The following is a 21,211-nucleotide window of genomic DNA, read 5'->3' as shown; positions in this document are numbered from 1 at the left end:
AAGCCTGCAAAAAAACTCAAATTGGTTGCGGCTTAATATTTACTTATTAAAAAGAGTATTGAAGTAAACTTCAATACTCTTTTTGTACAGTTTAAGGCTATTTGATTAGAGTTGCGTTTTACTGGCTAACCATTTCATAACCATTTACAAAATACGTTATTGTTTCTAACTCATCTTCATTTAATTCTCTATCTAGCTCTTGTTTATACGCTGCCTTTATCTTCTCTTCATCGCCTTTATGAGCTTCTGTGTATGTTCCTACTGTTTTTAGCAATTGTATTTCTTTTAAAAACTCCTCCCGATTTATAGCTGTCCCATGAGAAAGAATATATGTCTCAGCATCAAATTTTTCTAATTCATCTATTAATGTAACCGTTCGTTTCGTCGTATAGTTCCACTTCGAAGAAAAAATATCTGCATATATACAGTCTCCTAAAAACAATATCTTTTCTTCTTTTATATACATAACAACAGAGTCATGTGAATGATCTCCGCCCACATGCTTTAGCACACATGTCACTTCACCAAGATCTAATTCAAGTTGATTCTGGAATGTTAAAGTTGGAGGAATAATTTTAATATTTCTCGCTTTTTCATTAAACTCTTTTTTGATACACTCCGCACAAAATTCAATTTCAGTACCCTCTTTTACACGTGTGTCCAACGCTTCATCTGTCCATTCATAAGAAACAAGTGTACTCATCTCTTTTTTCGTTTCAGAATGTGCAATAGACAATGCCTCTTGTAGTACAGGTAATCCAAAAATATGATCCCAGTGCCAATGCGTTAGTGCTACGAAATCAGGACTCGATACATTCTGTTCTTTTAGCATTTCTAAAAACAATTGTGCATGTTCTTCTGAATTCCCTGCATCAATCATTAAAGTTTTTTCTTTTCCAACGACCATTCCTAATATAGGTCTATCTGTTTCAGAAACAGGTGTCATATACCAAAATGAGTTTCCTATTTTTTTAATTTGCTGCATAATCAATTCCCCTTTTCATATTCCCACTTAAATTTAATATATAAATTATAACGAATTGCTAGTTTTTTCTCTATACTCAAACACAATTACTTGGACTAATCCAACTTAACTTTTCGTAAGTTAAAAATAAGGGACTACAATCGGAGTGTGATATTATGGAGCGTTTATGGATTCCAATGATTGTAACATTTTTTTCGTTCGGTGGATTACTATTAGGAGGTGCTGTTGGAGTTGCAACACGTCAACTAATTGAAGAAAAAATGCATCGTTTATATGCATTATGTGGTGGTATTTTGCTTGGCCTTTTATCCCTTGAAATTATTCCTGAAACATTTTCAAGCTATGAAATGATTGGTCCTATACTTGGTATAGCTATCGGTATTTTAGTTATGAGCTTATTAGATAACTATTGTCACCATCCAATGATACATAAAAAGGATCAACAAGCATGGCAAACATTCCTGTTTCTCTCTTTCGCTATATTTATTCATAATATACCGAGTGGATTTGCGTTAGGCACAGCTTTTATTAATCATGCTGACTCAGCCATCCCCTTTTTAATAGCAATCGTCGTTCACCATATTCCAGAAGGATTAGCTTTAATTATCCCCTTTCTTTTTACAAAACATAAATATATTTCATTTCTATTAACAACTTTATTACTTTCTCTTATTCTCGGTACCGGTACGGTGTTTGGCATTTTAATGGAAGGAAAAGCTCTTCATTTACAAGGTCTCATTATGGGAAGCGCTATCGGTTCACTTGGTTATGTCACAATTCATGAAATGCTTTGGAAAGCTAAGAAACAGCTCTCTTTCCTTATATTTCTCATGTGGGCAACTAGTGGTTTTTTACTAATAACAGTGTTTACTTTATTCGCTGTTCATCATTAAAGCTAAAAAATTTATTATTTGTATATTTTTCCTTTTTCTTCAAAACATAATGTTATCTACCTATTATGAGGAGGAACAATTATGTTTGGGAAAACAGCTGGTGAAGCATTAGTTGATTTATTAATTGAATGGGGAGTAGAACATATATACGGTATGCCTGGAGATTCTATTAATTCTATAATTGAAGCTTTAAGAAAAAAACAAGATAAAATTAAATTCATTCAAGTTCGCCACGAAGAAGCTGGCGCATTAGCAGCGGCCGCTTATGCGAAATTAACAGGGAAACTCGGTGTTTGTATGGCAATCGCAGGACCTGGAGCTATTCATTTATTAAACGGTTTATATGATGCGAAACTCGATAAGGCTCCTGTGCTAGCAATTTCAGGACAGGTAGAAACCGATTTACTCGGAACGGATTTTTTCCAAGAAGTAAACTTAGAAAGATTGTTTGATGATGTTGCAGTGTATAACCAGCGCATTATGTCAGCGGAGCAACTACCTGCTGTAGTGAATCAAGCGATTCGTATGGCCTATACGAAAAAAGGTGTATCTGTTCTCACTATTCCGGATGACGTTCCGAAATTCGAAGTAAAAAATGGGGCTCGTGTTACAAACACTTCTTTTACATTGCCTGAGCTATTTCCGCAAAAAGAAGATTTAGATGCAGCGAAACTCGCAATAAATGAAGCGACAAAACCTGTTATTTTAGCAGGTAAAGGCGCAAAACATGCAAGAGAATCTTTACTTGCATTCGCAGAACATATCGGCGCTCCAATCGTACTTACATTGCCAGCTAAAGGAATTGTTCCTGATGAACACCCACTTTGCATCGGTGGATTAGGATTAATTGGAACGAAACCATCTTATGAAGCAATGAAACACGCGGATACTTTAATTATGGTGGGTACTTCTTATCCGTTCACTGGTTTCTTACCTGAAAAGGCAAAAACAATTCATATCGATACAGATCCTGCCCAAATCGGGAAGCGTTATGTGACAGATATCGGCTTAGCCGGTGATGCTGATAAAACATTAAAATGGTTAATTGAAAATGTAGAAAAACACGAGGACCATTCCTTCTTAGAGGATCATCAAGAAATGATGAAAAAGTGGGAAGAAAAATTACACGGTCAGGAAGAAGATTCCTCTACTCCAATTAAACCACAACGCGTTATGCATGCATTGCAGCAAGTAGCAGAAGATGACGCCATTCTTTCAGTTGATGTCGGAAATGTAACGGTCTGGACAGCAAGGCACTTCCGTATGACGAACCAGCAATTTATCATTTCAAGCTGGCTCGCAACACTTGGCTGCGGTTTACCTGGTGCACTTGCTGGAAAAATTGCGTTCCCGAATAAACAAGTATTTGCAGTTTGTGGTGACGGCGGATTTGGAATGACTATGAACGATTTTGTAACAGCTGTAAAATATAAACTACCAATCGTTGTCGTCGTATTGAACAATAATAAAATTGCCATGATTAAATTCGAACAAGAAGTTATGGGTAATATCGAATTCGGCACCGATTTAACGAATCCAGATTTCGCAAAATATGCAGAGGCGTGCGGCGGTATTGGCTACCGTATTGAGAAATTAGATGAACTACTACCTGCTTTCGAAAGTGCAGTAAAACAAAACAGGCCGTGTATTATTGATGTAGTTGTAGATGTAAACGAAGCACCAATGCCAGCAAAAATCACATTTGGTCAAGCAGCTGGTTATACGAAACATATGATAAAAGAATTATTTGAAGAAGGTAAAATTGATTTACCTCCACTTTAAACGAAAAAAGATAGCTGAAAACGATTTGTCTTCAGCTATCTTTTTTTATTTTTGTACCTCTCTATAGAATGAAAAATCATTCATAGTTGGTTGTATTTGTTTCTCTACTTTCCCTTTTTTCTTTTCCCCCTTTGGCCTTCTCACATTTCCTAATTTAATTGCATCTTGCATACTATTACTAATCAAATTTCCAGATAAGATTGTCATACTATAAAAAAGAATTGGTATGACCACGATCCAAGTATGAGTAGTTAAATGACGGAAGTTTTGACCAATTAATCCTGTCCATTCTTTTGTTACACTATCCGCCTCTATACCAAAGATTATTGTTCCGCCGAAAAACAGTTCTAACAAACCAAGATGTAAGAGAAGTAATAGGGTGCTTACAAATTGCTGGGCTACTAATAAAAGAAATGATGGTAACATATGTGGCCATACATGGCGTTTCAACCGCTGCCACTTACTCCCTCCGAGCACAGTAGCAGCCAACATAAATTCTTCATTCTTAATACGCTTTACTTCTTGCGCCGTATACAACATAACAGTTGGTACAGCAAGGCACGCAAGAACTATAATTTGAAACGTAACCCGTAAGTGAAACGGAGCAGCCTCCTCTCCACTTTCAAACATTAAAACTTCATTTAACATAAAATAGGAAATCATAATCATCGGTACAATACTAAACGGATCAAAAAAAGATGAGATAACTGAAAATGAGCGTTTACTGTACATACCAAGCAATAAACCAATCGTTCCGCCAATTACTACACGTAAAATTGCGATAACGATACTAGCACCAACTGTCCATTTCGCTCCTTCTATTATTAACTGAAAAAGGTCGCGTCCTTTCTCATCGCTTCCAAACCAAAATTTACTCGATGGTGAAAACGGAGCAGCCTCTAATCCTCCTTTTTCGTTATACATCATTGTTAATTCACGAATATTTCCGTCAAAAAACACCGTATTTCCAATACTAACAATCATTAATACACTCAAAAAAGTAACACCTAGCCAAAATCTCACATCTCTTTTTACAACTTGCCACATGTTACACACGCTCCTTTATAACATTTTTTAAAAGCGTATGTAATAAACGAAATAGTATAAAAAGCGGTACGTATAATATAACTAAACTCACTGTAAATATTTCTAATTTGGAATTTTCTTTTAAAAAAACAAACATGCCGTACGTATTAAATAGCCATTCAATAATATATAAATTTGATAACATAAATAAAATATTTGTTTTTGCATAATAGACTGTTGTTAACAAGACATTTCTTGAAATATGGTGCGTCAAAACATGTCTTAAACTCAGTCCTTTACTCTTTGCAAATATGCTATAATCTTTCTCTAATTCTTCTCTAAAACGTAATAATAGTAGCTTCATAAATAATAACGTTGTAGGTATAGCAAGACATATTATTGGTAACATACGAGCTCTATCCTCACCAAATCCCGCATGTTTCACTGGCATAAATCCTGTTTTTTGAAAGATAATTACTACTAGAAGTTGAGATAATAAAATTAATAAAATGTCCGGGATACTTTCAAGTGCGACGAAAACTCCATTCCATATACGTTGCTTTGATTGAGAGCGCTGCAATACCCACACAACGATAACATACGCAATGAGTAAAGAAAGTATAAATGCCGAAATAAATACAAACATTGTCTCTACATAATGAATCCATATTTGTGGAAATAACTTTCTTGAGTTCCGAAATCCATACGTAATTTCACCCGGTTTTAGTAACTTCTCCCCGAGAAACAGAACTGTGTCCCAAAAACCGATTAAATCAATTTGCAGTCCTTTAAATAAACGCGGAAGTGCCCCTAAAAAAAGGATACAAATAAGTGCCGCAAATAATTGTAAACATGTAACTCCACACCACTTACCAATTCGAATGAACATAACTATTATCCTTCCTATTTAAATGAATATTCAGAAATAAAATCCATGTATAGTACCTATACCTTTTAACAAATTAACTCCTCTTTCTAAAAAACATAGCAATTCCCGTCATTTTTTGGAAGTTGTATTATATCTTTCGATCATTATCCAATATTTTCCTTCCTAATCAATTCCATACTATAAAAAAGCACTTATTTTTAAACTAAGTGCTTTTTGTATTTAATTCTATTTTACGAATGTATCACACATCCACTCATAAAACTTTTCCTTTTCTTCAAATTGAGGGTAATGTGCTGAGTTTTCAAAAGCTATAAATTCCTTTTGATCCGCTTCAATCAAATCAAAATATTTTTTAGCTGCATGAAATGAAGTATTATAGTCATATTTACCCATAAGAAGATAAAATGGTAGCTTTAGCTTAGTTACTTTAGTAGGTAATGGATTCTTTAAATCTTTTTCTAATAAGACCGTTTGGGAATGTGATAATCCAACGTTATAACGAATTACGTCTAACAAGTTATATTCATTACTAAGTAACATCTGAATGTTATCACCATCTGGATTTTCAATGAGTCTTGATGTTCCACCATATTTTGTAACATAATCTCTCGGAGTGTATGTATCGCCGTTTTTAATTTTTTCGGTTAACTCTTTTAAATATGAAACCTCCTCCGCATTTCCCCCATTTTGCGCCTGTTCAATAACGTATTTTAAACTATCCATCTCACTTTCTACTGTGTCACTCATCTGCCCTATACCAACATACGCTTCATATTTTTCAGGAGCTTTATAGGCAGCTTGCATTCCAATATATGTACCGTAAGAATGCCCAATCAATATTACTTTTTCTTTACCGAGACGTTTTGAAACATAATCTGTCATAGCTAATAAATCTTCTACAAGTAGGTCTGATGATAATTTCGAATAGTCTTCAAAAAAATGATACGATTTCCCGCTTGCCCTTTGATCATAATTAACAACTGTGAATTTCTCTTCCAATAAGTATTGATATTTTTGAGCATATGGTATTTCCGAAGAACCTGGTCCACCATGAACAAAGATAATTACTGGATTCCTCTTATCTTTGCCACGTATCATAATCTCATGACCACTTCCATTTATCTCTACTTGTTCTAATGTACTTATACTGTTATTACTCTTTATTTGCGAAGTCCATGTAGGAAATATTAGTGCTATGGTTAGTAATAGTATAGTAATGACTCCAATAAGTTTTATTGATTTTTTTATCTTTTTCATAATACGCTTCCTTTCTGTTAAATTTATAAAATATCAATTTATTTCTGCAAAACTACCTCAAGAAAATAAAAGTACTAAACCAGTACACTTTCCAATTTCATCTCAATGTTTTTGTACATTACTAATGTCCCATACACATCTTAACTTTCCGCTATATAAACTCTTAATATTTTCTTAATTTTCAATATTTTATTATTATGAAGACTTAATAACGTCTTGCATACCGTATTTATGTATCACAAACATAGAAAAAAGCCCTTGTTTTCAAAACAAGGACTTTTTTCATAAACTATTTCGCTACTTCTTCTTTCGGCATTACCATCCCTTTATAAAGTTGAACAGTTATCCAGTAATAGATGAAATAAATGACTAAGAAAATCCCTATTGGCACCCACACTTTTACAAACGGGTCAACTAAAATAAAACTGAATAAGTTAAGCCCTACTAAAACGTGGGAAATTCCAATGATTGCTGGGAAGATAAATAAATATGAAATTTCTTTATAAATACTTTTTGTCAGCATACTACGTCTAACACCTATTTTTCGTAACATTTCATAACGTCGTACATCACGAGAAGCACCCGTTAATATTTTGAACATAAGCGAACTTGCCATCATTGCTAGAAAGGCAATTCCGAGGAAAAACCCCATAAACATTGTCCCACTCATGAAACTGTTCATAAACTGATAAATTGTCATTTTCGTAAATAAGTCTACTTTTGCACCTGTTGTTTTTTCAATTTGTTCTTTTTGTCTCTTGTCTATTTCGATCAATAATGGTTTATATTTTTTCATATCATCTACTTTTGCTAATGTTACAGTATGTTCTGTTCCTTGAATTCCTTTATAATGCTCTTCATCAGCAATTCTTACAGGCTTTCCGTTAAATTGATTATGTGTAATTTGTATTTCTCTTACAACCGCATCTTCCCAATCTTTTGGCATACGAGGAAGTTTATTCACTGCTTCGGGAGCTTCCAAAGCAGAATATACAGGTTCAGTTAAAGGTTCAGCCACCCGTTTACGCGCAGGCTCTTTTAAAGTTTCCATATTAAAGCGGTCGGAAATAAGTGGCGGTTTCGCAGTTAAATCGTCACGTAAGTAATACACCGCTTCTCCATCTACTTTATACTTATACTTGCTTTCTTCAACTATTTCCATTTCCTTTAATGCTGCTGTATCTTGATCATTTGGATCATGAATTACGACATCATATACACGTGAGAAATCTGTCATAATGCCTACATTTTTTTGAAATGCCATACCTGCTGTCATTGCCCCTGCACCTAATGCAATTAACATCGCTACAGTTCCTAATACTCTCGATAAACTATTTACTCGAAAGCGTAACTGTGCATATGTAAAACTATTTAAGCCCATTTCATTTCGTTTTTTATTTCCCTTAATTTTCATCACAAAAAATGGGAGCAATGAACTAAAAATAAAGTACGTTCCAAGTGTTGTAACAATCGTCGCTATTATAAAACCAAGTTCAGCATACGTTCTTATATTTACCATAAAATAATACCCTGTACTTACTAGTAATACACCCAGTACTGTCATTATAATAATGCGAGTTTTACTTTTCTTTACTTCATCTAGTGTTTCATCTTCACGAATTAACTCTAGTTCTGTTTTACGTAACAATCGAATGCTATTCATTATACCCGTAATGAAAAATAGTATTAAGAAGAAAATAGATGTAACTAAAATAGCTGGTGTGTATACAGATGCGTAACTACCTTTTGCTGAAATTTCCATGCCATTCATTAAAAAATTTCCTGCTACACTTGCAAGTAACATTCCTACTAAAATACCGATAATAATACTGACAATACCCATACCGAATGTTTCAATAAATAATAACTGTGCTACTTTTTTCTTTTTCGCTCCAAGCATCATATACATACCAAGTTCTTTTCTTCTTAATGTAAGTAAAAAAGAATTGGCATATATAATATAAAATACAGTTATGAAAGAAAGTAATATTGCACCTACCCAGAAGACGAGTCTAATACTACTAATGAGACTATTATCTTTTGTAAATTCACTGTTCATCGCCATCGTTTGGAACATATAGAAAATACTAATACTAATAACGAGACCAATCAGTAAAACCATATAATCTTTTAACATCTTTTTCATACTATGACGTGATAATTTAAATAACATTGTTTCGCCCCCTACTTAGACTCAGCAGCTGAGCCCATATGAGCGAGCACACCTAAAATGTCTTGATAGAAATTCTCTCGAGTGCCTTGACGATTTAATTCTTTATAAAGAAGACCATCTTGAATGAATAAAATACGCTCACAGTAACTTGCACTAAACGCATCATGTGTAACCATCAAAATACTTACATTGTGATTTTCATGTAAATCTTGCATTGCTTCTAATAAACTTTTTGCATTTTTACTATCAAGTGCTCCTGTTGGTTCATCTGCTAATACGATTGCCGGATTATGTACTAAAGCTCGTGCTGCCGCTGTTCTTTGTTTTTGCCCACCAGAAACAGCAGTCGGATATTTTGTTAAAATTTCAGTAATTCCTAATTTCTTCGCAACCTCATTTACTTTTCCTGTAATCTCACTTGACGGTACACCTTGCAAAGAAAGAGGCAAAGCAATATTTTCATAAATTGATAAGTTTTCTAGTAAGTTAAAATCTTGAAAAATGAATCCTAATTTTTGAGAACGAAAATCTGATAATGCATTCCCCTTCATAGAAGTAATATTTGTACCAGCTATCGTCACACTACCACCTGTCGCTTGATCCAGTGTACTAATCACATTAAGTAAAGTCGTTTTTCCAGATCCAGAAGGACCCATGATCCCGACGAATTCCCCTTCCTTAATATGTAATGATACGCCTCTTAATGCTTTTGACTGATTCTCATTTCTTTTCCCATACGTTTTTTCTACACTTTCTACAGTAACTACATTTGTTGACATTTCTTTCACTCCATCCCTTTTGTATAGTATTATTTTTTTCATATAATCCTTATTTTTCACTCATGTAAAATCTTACTATTTTTTAGCTTTTCAAACAGAAAGAGATGCACAAGTAACATGAACCTTTTTCCTCCTTCATATTCTCACTTTTCTAAAACTCGTTCATTCGATTTCTCTTACATTTACCTTACATTTTTGTAAGGTAAACAAGAAAACACACCAAATTCTAATGGTGTGTTTTCTTTTTAATCAATATTTTCTATTCTTTATTTCCTCTTCCATACTTGCCGCAAATACATCTAGCGCAACAACTTCTGACTTTTCTTCCCCATATTTACGTACATTTACAAATCCGTTTTCCATTTCCCTATCCCCAATAACAAGAACATAAGGAATTTTTTGCATTTGTGCTTCTCTTATTTTATATCCTAACTTTTCGTCTCGCACATCTCGTTCAATACGAACTCCAGCTTGTGCTAATTTATCTGCAACCTCATTTGCATATTGTACATGAACTGCATTTGAAACTGGAATTACTTTCACTTGAACTGGTGCTACCCATGCCGGGAACGCGCCTCCAAAGTGTTCAATTAATATTGCTAAAAAGCGGTCTAACGAACCTAAAACTGCTCGGTGAATAACAACTGGTCTTTTCTTTTCATTCTTCACATCTATATAATTTAAATCGAATTTCTCTGGCATTTGGAAATCAAGCTGAATTGTTCCGCACTGGTGACTTCTATTTAAGGCATCTTTAATATGGAAATCAATCTTCGGTCCATAAAATGCGCCGTCACCTTCATTTAGTCTATATTTATAATTCAATGACTGTAATACATTTTCTAATGCGGCTTCTGCTTGCTCCCACAATTTATCGTCACCCATTGAATCTTCTGGACGAGTAGACAGCTCCACTTCATATTCGAATCCAAAAGTTTTATATACGTAATCAATTTGCCCCATTACGGATTTAATTTCATCCTCAATTTGTTCTGGTGTTACAAATAAATGAGCATCATCTTGGCAGAAAGTACGTACTCTTAATAATCCGTTTAACGCTCCGCTAAATTCATGGCGATGCACTTGACCGAACTCACACATGCGAATTGGTAATTCACGATAAGAATGCAATTTATTTTTGAACATAAGCATGTGTCCTGGACAGTTCATTGGCTTTAATGCAAAACTTTTGTTGTCTACTTCTGAGAAATACATATTATCTTTATAATGGCCCCAGTGCCCTGATCTCTCCCATACTTCTTGGTTCATCATAAACGGAGTGCGTACTTCTTGATAATTGTATTCTTTTTGAATTTCTCTTAAAAATGCTTCTAATTCATTCCGAATAATTTGGCCTTTCGGTAAATAAAATGGCATTCCCGGAGCCTCTTCAGAAAACATAAATAACTCAAGTTCATTACCTAACTTACGGTGGTTTCTTTTTGCTGCTTCTTCAACAAAATGTAAATACTCTTCTAACTCTTTTTGAGAAGAGAATGCAACACCATATATACGCTGAAGCACTTGGTTATTACTATCACCTCGCCAATATGCACCGGAAACGTGAGTTAATTGAAATGCTTTCAAATAACTTGTAGATGGTACATGTGGCCCCCTACATAAATCTACAAATTCACCTTGTTTATATAGTGTTACACTTTCCCCACTAGGAATTGCTTCTAAAAGTTCTAATTTCAAGCGATCGTTCATTTCTTGAAACAGTTTTGCTGCTTCTTCTCGAGAAACCTCAACTCGTTCTATACTTATATTTTCTTTTATAATATTTCTCATTTCTTTCTCGATTTTTGGTAAATCTTCTACGTTTACACTACTTGGAAGATCCATATCATAATAAAATCCATTTTCAATAACAGGCCCTACCCCAAGATTTATATCACCATATAATCTTTTTACAGCTTGCGCTAAAATATGTGCCGCAGAGTGTCTTGCAATTTCTACTCCATCATTTGAATCTATAGTAATGATTTCTACTTCCGCATTTTCTTCAATATTTCGGCGTAAATCATATAACTGATCATTTACTTTCCCCGCGACTGCTTTCCTTTTCAAGCTACTACTAATTGATCCAGCAATTTCTTCTAAAGTAATTCCTTTTACAAATTCTTTAACACTACCATCTGGAAATTTAATTTCAATCATCTGTTCTTTCATTTTTCATCTCTCCATTTCATAATAAAAAGCACACTCATCCCTAAAATAGGGACGAGCGTGCTTTTACCCGTGGTTCCACCCAGATTCCCATTGTAAACCTACAATGGCTTCTTTTACGGTAACGTCGTTTACACGGCACTAGATACTTCATTTCCCCAGTGCAGCTCTAAGGTGGTAAGTTATTTTTCTGCGTTAGGAAGTTCTCAGCTTTCCTTCCTTCTCTGTATAACCGGGTAAAATAACTCGTGTCCTTTTCTTCGCTTATTATGAAATTGAATGCAAAAAAGCATATTCATCCCTAAAATAGGGACGAATATACTTATATCCGTGGTTCCACCCAGATTCCCATCACAAAAAACATAATGGCTTCTTTTGCGATAACGTCGCATACACGGCACTAGATACTTCATTTCCCCAGTGCAGCTCTAAGGTGGTAAGTTATTTTTCTGCGTTAGGAAGTTCTCAGCTTTCCTTCCTTCTCTGTATAACCGGGTAAAATAACTCGTGTCCTTTTCTTTGCTTTTATAAAACATCCATTTATTGTTATTTAATATATCTTATTCATTTTATTTTTGCAAGTGTTTAAAAAAATTATTTATTTAATTTAAAAAAGTGAAACCAAATTTTTTTGGTTTCACTTCACAATTTTACCAATCTTGTGGTTCGTAATTTAAATCTGAAAATAGACGTCTTTTCTCTTTCTTCGATAAATCTCTCCACTGCCCAACTGGTAAATTATTCAATTCTATATTCATAATTCTCGTACGTTTTAACGTATACACTTGATAACCTAAAGCTTCACACATACGGCGAATTTGACGATTCAGCCCTTGTGTTAAAATAATTTGGAACTCATATTTTGATAACTGTGTAACCTCACAAGGAAGTGTTTTTGTACCTAAAATTTTAACTCCCGCTGCCATTTTCTCTAAGAAATCAGGTGTAATTGGCTTATCCACTGAAACGATATATTCTTTCTCATGCTTGTTTTCAGCACGTAAAATCTCATTAACGATATCGCCATCATTCGTTAACAAAATTAAACCGTCTGAGTCTTTATCGAGACGTCCAATATGACTAATACGTAAAGGGTGATTCACTAAATCAATAATATTACCTTTTACTGCTTTTTCACTTGTACATGTAATACCTACTGGTTTATTTAAAGCGATATACACATGGTCTCGAGCAATACGAAGTTGCTCTCCATTCACTCGTACATCATCACCTGGATTTACTTGGTCACCAATTTTTGCAACCTTACCGTTAATAATTACTCTTCTCTCATTAATTAATTTATCTGCTCCGCGTCGAGACGCTTTTCCAGCTTCACTAATAAATTTATTGATACGCAAGTTAGGCACATCCTTTTCATAAAAAATTTCAAGCTCACACTGCTTCTACCGTACAATACAAAAGGGTAAGCCTCCTATTTTAACTTAAATATATTAACATGAAAGGGTATATGACGTCTTCTATTAATTTCTTGTTTACAAGAAATTATCTTTATTATACATTCATTTATACACTTTTTCTGCACTTAATATACAAGCCATTCTTCCTTACATACAGCTTGTTTACTTCTTATCTCTTCTATATCTTCATGAATGTTAGCCAGTTTATACAACATGGGAAAACCCTCTTCCACATAATATTGATGCGCCATTTCATCTTCCCAATAAGTTAATACTATGTAACGAGTTTCATTTTTTAAAGACTTCGCAACTACTCCACCTAACATCCCTTTTGCATTCTCCATTCCTTTATTCCAAATTGTTTCTTGCTTATGTAAAAAATGATTTTCTTTTTCTCCCTTTACATCACATATGGCAACTCTTACGAATGATCCTTCTGTAACAACGTTTTGCAAAGGCTTATCATTTATATCATACAACGTTTGAAATAGTTCAATTTCACATGAAAGAAACGTATCTTTTTGATTACTATTTAAATAAATTGTATCGTGAGCACCGTTCATAAATGATTGATATGCACTTCTATCTTCCCATAAAGTATATACACATGCCTCATCTTCATTCCATCCACCAAATTGCCCATGAAAACCATCTAAATGTTGTAAATCACGCCATTTTTCTTGAGCAGCCGAAAACATCTCCCTTTTCTCTTCTCCCACTTTGCAAAATATTGTTTTTAGTAACATTTCTACTTCCCCCTTATTATACAATCTCTCTCTTACAACAATTAGTTTACATAACAAAACTATGGTAACTAAAAACTTCTACTTTTGTACAAATAATCATTTTTTTGCACTATATCTATCAAACCATCTATCTGTTTTCATTTCAAATAATTCGGAATATAAAAAATGTAGCTCTATAGGAATTACATCGAAATCTTTTCTCCCTTGTATATCTATTGCTCAAATAAATAATACGTAATTTCTCTCGGATAATGTTTTACATTTACCTTTCGTTCCACTTTTTTAAAACTAACTAGGCTGGCTCCCATCCACTTGCCTTTATAATAAGCATTACACTTATATATGTATAAACCTCTTCATTATCATCATTAATATGGATTGCTGACATTGGTACTGGAAATTTTTCAATTTTAGATTCTTTGTCTACATAAATGAGTGCAAATAAAGTGAAACTTTACTCATTTTGGGATTCTTCATCCCCCACCTAACTTCTTTGCTTTCGCTGCATTTTGAAGTGGGGGTCTTACTGCCCGTTAATGCGAGATACACCAATTAATAACATAGCCGTTACAATATTTAAAACTAGTTTTCTTTTATTCACTTTCACTAAGATTCCCCTTTCTTACATATTCCTTTCATCTTTTTACTAATTTTAATTAGTTACGTATAAAAAAGATGTAATTCAAATCACTTCTAACTTTATTTTCTCTATTTAAAACAACATTATTGTTATATATTATAATTATAAGTTTTTAAATTTTGGAGGCGTTACATATTGAAGAAAATTCTTTTTACTAAATGGACAGTAGTTATTTCTATTTTCATCATTTTCGGTACGATTTTCTACGTAACTAATGGTAAAAATAAAACTGATAATGAAAAAGAAACTGTAGAAACAGTGGATACAAAAACTTTCAAAACTAAATTACAACCTAAAATTAAGGAATTGACTACTAATTATAATGACATTATCGAAAAAGATTGGTTGCCTGCCTGGGAAGAGATGAACACGAACGGAGATTCAGTGGATAGAAATAAACTATTAGTTACAATGAGTGCTGTTTCCAAACAGTATGAAACACTTATGAACGAAATAGACACGATAAAAATCGAAGAAAACATAACGGATATACATATACAAAAACAACTAATCCAATTCACAACTCAGTTTAAATCCGCATCAAATTACATGAAAAATGCAGCAGATTTAATTATTGATAAATACAATAATTCTACTCCGGCCAATGAAATAATTGAAAATACAAAACAGGCTTTAGGGCTTGCCGATCAACATATTGTCATCGCTTTATCTACTTTAAATGAAATTAAAGATAAATTAGGAATTTCTAAAAAATAAAACTGTTTACTATTTTAAAATAAAAAAAGATTGCAATTCACAGTTTATCTGTCTATAATATTTTTATTGATTTACATTCAATGTGTATATTAATTTTATAATTCGGATGAACCATTCAGGAGAAGGTCAATTGATCTACCGACGGGGCAAAAAGTTGTAATACCAACTTTGAAACTCTCAGGTCTTGGTTACAAGTAGAACTGCATGGGGACGAATCTCTGGAGAGACTCCCTCTCGCTTTTAATAGCGCGGAGGAAAAAGAGCGCCGAAGGAGCAAATCCGCTATTTTAGCGGATAATCTCTCAGGTAAAAAGGACAGAGACAAGCGAAGGAAAATGCCGATTTGTATCGGTTTATTTTTCTATTCCTTGTTTCTCCAGAGACCATTTCATTTACTTGAAGTGGTTTTTATTTTTTCTAAAAAAGGAGAATAAAGATGGAGACAGTAAGTAAAGTATTAGAACAAATGAATCATTACGTGTGGGGATTGCCAACTTTGTTGCTACTCGTTGGTACTGGTATCATTCTCACAGTGCGTTTGAAAGGTTTACAGTTTAGTAAACTATTATACGCTCACAAAATAGCATTTAAAAAGTCAGAAGATACGTCATCTTCTGGAGATATTAGCCACTTCCAAGCACTCATGACAGCTATGGCCGCAACGATTGGTATGGGAAATATCGCCGGTGTTGCAACAGCTGTTACAATTGGTGGTCCTGGTGCAATTTTTTGGATGTGGATTACCGCTTTATTCGGAATGGCAACAAAGTATGCCGAAGCAATTCTAGCAGTGAAATACCGTGTTAGTAATGAAAATGGTGAATATTCAGGTGGACCAATGTATTATTTAGAGCGTGGCTTAGGTAAGAAATGGCTTGCTGTTTTATTCGCTATATTCGGTACAACTGCTTCTTTCGGGATCGGTAATATGGTGCAATCTAACTCAGTTGCAGAGGCAATGCGAATTAATTTCTCTTTCCCCCCTGCTTTAACTGGTATATTAATGTCATTTTTAATCGCTATTGTTATTTTAGGCGGTGTAAAAAAAATCGGGAAAGTAACGGGATTTATCGTTCCTATTAAAGCTTTCTTTTATATAATTGCTGGTCTTATTATTATTTTCTATCACTTTGATCAAATTCCAGAAGCATTTTCACTTATTTTTTCTGGTGCATTTCAAGGTACAGCAGCCGCAGGTGGTTTTATTGGAGCAACAGTCGCATCAGCTATTCAAATCGGAATGGCGCGCGGTGTATTTGCGAACGAAGCTGGTTTAGGTAGTGCTCCTATTGCGGCCGCTGCAGCAAAAACAGATTCACCTGCAAAACAAGCTTTAGTTTCTATGACTGGTACTTTTCTTGATACATTTATCGTCTGTACAATTACAGGACTTGTATTAATTACAACTGGAGCATGGAAATCCGGTAAAACCGGTGTTGAAGCTACAACACTTGCATTCCAATCTGTATTCGGCACCGCTGGTAGTATGATCCTTGGTATTGCCATAATTTTATTCGCCTACTCTACTATTTTAGGCTGGTCATATTACGGTGAGAAATGTGTCGCTTATTTATTTGGAGAAGGTGCTGTTCGATATTATAAAGCAATCTTTATCGTGATGATTGCGATTGGTGCCAATTTAAAACTTGGTATCGTATGGACATTTGCTGATATTGCAAATGGACTTATGGCAATTCCAAACTTAATCGGATTAATCGGATTAAGTGGTATCGTTGTCGCTGAAACAAATCGCTTTTTACAAGCAGAAAAATTGAAAGAAAATCATAAAAAACAGGCAAGTTAATCTATGTTTAAAATAACTGCAGTTCAAATTTCACTATAAATATTAATTTTATATAGAATACAGCCCTACATTTTGAAAAAGAAATTGGTCAAAATGTAGGGCTTTTTATTTTATATTATTAAAAAAATTCCATTAAAGTAAATAAAAGAATATGTTTAGCATATTCTTTTATTTTTTAAGTAAACTTCATTTAAATTGATCAGTGTTGGTTACTCTAAAAATCATTAGCATCACACATAAATTATAGTGAAGTAATGCTAAAATAGAACAAAACTCAACATAAATATCTCTGTAAGAATCCCCTCTTTTTTTAAGCAGTATTATCAAAAAACTTTAAAGTCCAGTTGATTATATACAAATCAATACAAATCACAACTTAATAACCAGAAAATTACAAAAGGAAAACTCTTGAAGATTATGTAATATAAAGGTAATCTATAGATAGACGATTCTAAGATGTTATTCGGAGAAAACTTCTTAGTTAAGTATGTTAACTTGTTTGCACTAAATTTTACAAATAAAGGGGTATTAAGAATCATGAAAGCAAAGAAATTAGTAAGTTTAGCATTACCAGTTATGTTATTAAGTGGTTGTATTACAATTGAAACTGATAGTAAGAAAGCGGAACCAAAGAAAGAAGAAACGCAAAAGATGGAGAAAGAGAGTAAGTCAACCGATAGTAAAAAAGATGATAGCTTATCTGCAGCGAATGGTAAAGATGCAAACAGTAACTCATCAAGTAGTAAACCAAGTTCTTCTTCTAACAATTCAAAATCATCTACTTCCTCTAGTTCATCCACTGCAAAGTTAAGTGGTTCAGAAGTTGAGAAATACAAGTCAGAAATAGTAGAAAATGCTACTAAAGTTGATGATGTTTTGAAATTAATGGAAAAGGTAGCAAGTTCAGATGTTAAGTCATATAGTCAAAAGAAAAGTGAAGTACAATTAAGTATAGGTGGAGCAAAAGCATATGTAACAAAGTTAAGAAACCTCCAAGCACCGCCTGAGTTAAAAGTAGAACAAGAAAATATAAAACAATCAATGGAACTTTATAATGAAGCATTTGCACTTCTTTTTGATGCAATAGAAGAACAAAACGAAAGTAAGATGAATCAGTCATTAACGAAAGCTAAAGATGGTTCAAAGCTTTTTGAGGAAGCAACAGATAGTATTTCTAGAAAAACACAGTAAGGCTGAAATCAAGGTAAATAGATACGGCTAATTTATTAACTAAGGATAAGGGGCATTTAATCATGAAAGCAAAGAAACTAATAGGATTAACCATACCAGTTATGTTGTTAATGAACGGTTGCATAAAAATAGAAGAGTCTAAACCTGCTAAAACAGAAGAGTCTAAAACCGCTAAGACGGATTCTGAAGTTAAGACTTCTAAAGAAGCTGACTCTAGTACTTCAAAGCAGTCAACTTCTGATGTGAAGAAAGTAAGAGTATTAGCAGACGACTATCCTATGTATTTAATTGATTTAGGAAATGAGTTTGATAGATTATTCAAAGAGTACAATAATATAGTTGGGGAAGCTAGCAAAGGCAATAAGACACGAAAAGACGTATTAGTTAGTGTCGAAAACATCTTTAAAGCAATTGATAAGTTTGAAGAAATCGACCCACCGAACAAGTATATAGATGCTCAAAAGGATATTGAGAAAGCAACCGCTAAGTACAGAAAAGCCTTTGAGGGAGTAGAACGTATTTTCTCACAAAACACAGAGAAAAATACTGGTGGTAAAACTGACAAAGAAGTAATTGAAAACGCTGAAAAGTTAGTTAAAGAAGGCGACAAATACTGGATTGAAGTATATAACAACATGAAAAACGAAGTAACGAAGGCGAACGGCGGCGGAATATCTGCTAGTGAGAAAACAGGAATAGACACTAATTCAGGTGTTAACGAAGCAAACGTTAAGAGTAAAGTAACAGACGGAACTGAGTTAATTGCTGACTGGGGACTTGAAACTTCTAGTGGTTTCCTAGTAACATTTATCATAAAAGGTGGAAATACTTTTGAGTTATATACAGCAGGAACTTACCCAAACAAGGACAATATAACGGAAGGAACATGGTCTTACGATAAAAACTCTATGACTTTTGAATTACATATAACGAAGCGAATGGACAACGGTAAAGAAGTCACTGTTTCTAAGAAAGACATACCTTATATGGTACAGAATTTCGATGGTAAGACCTTACAATTATTAAATACAGAAACAAATAATACAACAAGATATGTGAAACAAAGTTTCTAATAGACAAGAAATAGAGTCACTCCCTCTTAACCACTTAGATTTCTTTTATCAAGATGGATAAAACGTAACAACTATTTATAAATGGTATAACTTCATTTGGAAATCACAATTAATCTATGAAAAAAGGAATGATTCATGCATAATGAGCATTCCTTTTTTCGTTCTCTTACTCAACCAATATCATTTAAAATAAATTTATATCAATCTTCCCCCCTTTTTATTCCAATAAAAGTTTTTCACATAAATGTCATAAATCGTATGGTCTAACTATATAGTTGAAAAGGAATGCGACATTAAAGTGTCGCTGAAAAACTCATCCAAGAAAAGGGAGGAAAAATCTTTTGAAAAACAAATTCATTGTTTTCCTATCTGTTTTGTCATTTATTATTGGTGGTTTCTTCTTTAACACGAATACTTCAAGTGCTGAAACATCATCTACTGATTACGTTCCTAACCAATTAATCGTTAAGTTCAAGCAAAATGCATCTTTAAATAATGTGCAATCTTTTCATAAATCTGTCGGAGCTAATGTCTTATCTAAAGATGATAAGTTAGGTTTTGAAGTCGTTCAATTTTCAAAAGGTACTGTAAAAGAAAAAATAAAGAGTTATAAAAATAATCCAGATGTGGAATATGCAGAGCCGAATTATTACGTTCATGCCTTTTGGAATCCAAACGATCCATATTTTAAAAATCAATATGGATTACAAAAGATCCAAGCTCCACAAGCTTGGGATAGCCAACGAAGTGATCCTGGTGTAAAAGTAGCTATCATTGATACAGGAGTTCAAGGCTCACACCCTGATTTAGCTTCTAAAGTAATTTACGGACATGATTATGTTGATAACGACAATACATCTGATGATGGTAATGGTCATGGTACACATTGCGCTGGAATTACTGGAGCACTTACGAATAATAGCGTCGGAATTGCTGGTGTTGCCCCGCAGACTTCCATTTACGCTGTTCGCGTATTAGATAATCAAGGAAGCGGGACTCTTGATGCTGTAGCGCAAGGTATTCGAGAAGCTGCTGATTCGGGTGCAAAAGTAATTAGTTTAAGTTTAGGAGCTCCAAATGGTGGTACTGCATTACAACAAGCAGTTCAATATGCATGGAATAAAGGCTCTGTTATAGTTGCAGCTGCTGGAAATGCTGGAAATACAAAAGCTAATTACCCTGCTTATTACAGCGAAGTAATTGCAGTTGCTTCTACAGATCAATCAGATAGAAAATCTTCATTTTCTACTTATGGTAGCTGGGTAGATGTTGCAGCACCAGGTTCAAATATATATTCAACATATAAAGGGAGCACGTATCAATCATTAAGTGGTACATCTATGGCAACACCTCATGTTGCAGGAGTCGCTGCTCTTTTAGCAAATCAAGGATATAGCAATACACAAATCCGCCAAATTATTGAGTCAACTTCTGATAAAATTAGTGGTACAGGTACGTACTGGAAAAACGGTAGAGTCAATGCATATAAGGCTGTACAATACGCTAAGCAATTACAAGAAAATAAAGCTTCGTAAGAAATACAGTGAAACTTTAATTATTGGAGGCTTTGTACATCCCAAATGATTATTTTCCCACACTAATTGGTACTTTATAGGCAGTTCATGCAGGATAAAATAGAAGGAGAGACTTTTACAATTAAAGTCTCTCC

16 protein-coding genes, 1 pseudogene, 1 riboswitch and 2 other annotated features are annotated in these 21,211 nt (G+C 33.9%); of the genes and pseudogenes, 7 read left to right on the top strand and 10 right to left on the bottom strand.

Annotated features, from left to right (window positions below; genetic code table 11):
* Nucleotides 1-118: 118 nt before the first annotated feature.
* Entirely contained in the window at nucleotides 119-985 is an 867-nt protein-coding gene (locus F0362_RS11705; protein ID WP_001184102.1) for an MBL fold metallo-hydrolase, read from the bottom strand.
* Between the two features lie 155 nt (nucleotides 986-1,140).
* On the opposite strand from F0362_RS11705, the gene F0362_RS11700 reads away from it, so the two are divergent.
* Together F0362_RS11700 and F0362_RS11695 are read left to right on the top strand one after the other, a co-directional pair.
* On the top strand, nucleotides 1,141-1,878 hold the full coding sequence (locus tag F0362_RS11700; protein WP_000440622.1) for a ZIP family metal transporter: 738 nt from the start codon (nucleotides 1,141-1,143) through the stop codon (nucleotides 1,876-1,878).
* An 81-nt stretch (nucleotides 1,879-1,959) separates the two neighbouring features.
* Nucleotides 1,960-3,660 (top strand): pyruvate oxidase, encoded by a 1,701-nt coding sequence (locus tag F0362_RS11695; protein WP_000467253.1) that lies wholly within the window; start codon nucleotides 1,960-1,962, stop codon nucleotides 3,658-3,660.
* 45 nt (nucleotides 3,661-3,705) lie between these two features.
* Here F0362_RS11695 and F0362_RS11690 read toward each other — a convergent pair whose 3' ends face one another.
* From F0362_RS11690 to F0362_RS11650, 9 genes and pseudogenes are all read right to left on the bottom strand, one after another.
* Nucleotides 3,706-4,707 (bottom strand): ABC transporter permease, encoded by a 1,002-nt coding sequence (locus F0362_RS11690; protein ID WP_149889766.1) that lies wholly within the window; start codon nucleotides 4,705-4,707, stop codon nucleotides 3,706-3,708.
* Nucleotide 4,708: 1 nt separating this feature from the next.
* Complete coding sequence (locus F0362_RS11685; protein WP_000470649.1) at nucleotides 4,709-5,575, bottom strand: ABC transporter permease subunit; 867 nt, start codon at nucleotides 5,573-5,575, stop codon at nucleotides 4,709-4,711.
* 225 nt (nucleotides 5,576-5,800) lie between these two features.
* Nucleotides 5,801-6,832: an alpha/beta hydrolase gene (locus F0362_RS11680; protein ID WP_000721401.1), complete on the bottom strand. Its 1,032-nt coding sequence runs from the start codon at nucleotides 6,830-6,832 to the stop codon at nucleotides 5,801-5,803.
* Nucleotides 6,833-7,121: 289 nt separating this feature from the next.
* Nucleotides 7,122-9,005, bottom strand: coding sequence for an FtsX-like permease family protein (locus tag F0362_RS11675; protein ID WP_000897866.1), 1,884 nt, complete (start codon nucleotides 9,003-9,005; stop codon nucleotides 7,122-7,124).
* A gap of 11 nt (nucleotides 9,006-9,016) precedes the next feature.
* A complete protein-coding gene (locus F0362_RS11670; protein ID WP_000106414.1) occupies nucleotides 9,017-9,784 on the bottom strand; it encodes an ABC transporter ATP-binding protein in 768 nt (255 codons plus the stop codon).
* A gap of 249 nt (nucleotides 9,785-10,033) precedes the next feature.
* Nucleotides 10,034-11,956, bottom strand: coding sequence for a threonine--tRNA ligase (gene thrS / locus F0362_RS11665; RefSeq protein ID WP_000663080.1), 1,923 nt, complete (start codon nucleotides 11,954-11,956; stop codon nucleotides 10,034-10,036).
* Between the two features lie 44 nt (nucleotides 11,957-12,000).
* Nucleotides 12,001-12,223, bottom strand: a binding site (T-box leader).
* 35 nt (nucleotides 12,224-12,258) lie between these two features.
* Nucleotides 12,259-12,482 (bottom strand) — a binding site (T-box leader).
* Nucleotides 12,483-12,603: 121 nt separating this feature from the next.
* A complete protein-coding gene (rluF, locus tag F0362_RS11660; RefSeq protein WP_001222161.1) occupies nucleotides 12,604-13,311 on the bottom strand; it encodes a 23S rRNA pseudouridine(2604) synthase RluF in 708 nt (235 codons plus the stop codon).
* 185 nt (nucleotides 13,312-13,496) lie between these two features.
* Nucleotides 13,497-14,117: a DUF4937 domain-containing protein gene (locus tag F0362_RS11655; RefSeq protein ID WP_000925134.1), complete on the bottom strand. Its 621-nt coding sequence runs from the start codon at nucleotides 14,115-14,117 to the stop codon at nucleotides 13,497-13,499.
* A 212-nt stretch (nucleotides 14,118-14,329) separates the two neighbouring features.
* A pseudogene (locus F0362_RS11650) lies at nucleotides 14,330-14,550 on the bottom strand (hypothetical protein).
* A 342-nt stretch (nucleotides 14,551-14,892) separates the two neighbouring features.
* Here F0362_RS11650 and F0362_RS11645 point away from each other — a divergent pair.
* The 5 genes from F0362_RS11645 (at nucleotide 14,893) to F0362_RS11620 (ending at nucleotide 21,077) form a co-directional block, all read left to right on the top strand.
* Nucleotides 14,893-15,474, top strand: coding sequence for a hypothetical protein (locus F0362_RS11645; RefSeq protein ID WP_000721822.1), 582 nt, complete (start codon nucleotides 14,893-14,895; stop codon nucleotides 15,472-15,474).
* A 208-nt stretch (nucleotides 15,475-15,682) separates the two neighbouring features.
* A riboswitch (glycine riboswitch) is annotated at nucleotides 15,683-15,803 on the top strand.
* Between the two features lie 107 nt (nucleotides 15,804-15,910).
* Nucleotides 15,911-17,278: an alanine/glycine:cation symporter family protein gene (locus F0362_RS11640; protein ID WP_000451042.1), complete on the top strand. Its 1,368-nt coding sequence runs from the start codon at nucleotides 15,911-15,913 to the stop codon at nucleotides 17,276-17,278.
* Nucleotides 17,279-17,734: 456 nt separating this feature from the next.
* On the top strand, nucleotides 17,735-18,469 hold the full coding sequence (locus F0362_RS11630) for a DUF7018 domain-containing (lipo)protein (RefSeq protein WP_000896073.1): 735 nt from the start codon (nucleotides 17,735-17,737) through the stop codon (nucleotides 18,467-18,469).
* A 62-nt stretch (nucleotides 18,470-18,531) separates the two neighbouring features.
* A complete protein-coding gene (locus F0362_RS11625; RefSeq protein WP_000644814.1) occupies nucleotides 18,532-19,542 on the top strand; it encodes a DUF3994 domain-containing protein in 1,011 nt (336 codons plus the stop codon).
* A 341-nt stretch (nucleotides 19,543-19,883) separates the two neighbouring features.
* Nucleotides 19,884-21,077: a S8 family peptidase gene (locus tag F0362_RS11620; RefSeq protein WP_000790784.1), complete on the top strand. Its 1,194-nt coding sequence runs from the start codon at nucleotides 19,884-19,886 to the stop codon at nucleotides 21,075-21,077.
* Nucleotides 21,078-21,211: the final 134 nt, after the last annotated feature.

Origin of the sequence: Bacillus sp. BS98 (assembly GCF_008432245.1) — a bacterium.
Lineage (GTDB): Bacteria > Bacillota > Bacilli > Bacillales > Bacillaceae_G > Bacillus_A > Bacillus_A toyonensis.
The sequence above is the reverse complement of the archived record's forward strand: the minus strand, read 5'-3'. Positions and strand labels throughout refer to the sequence as shown.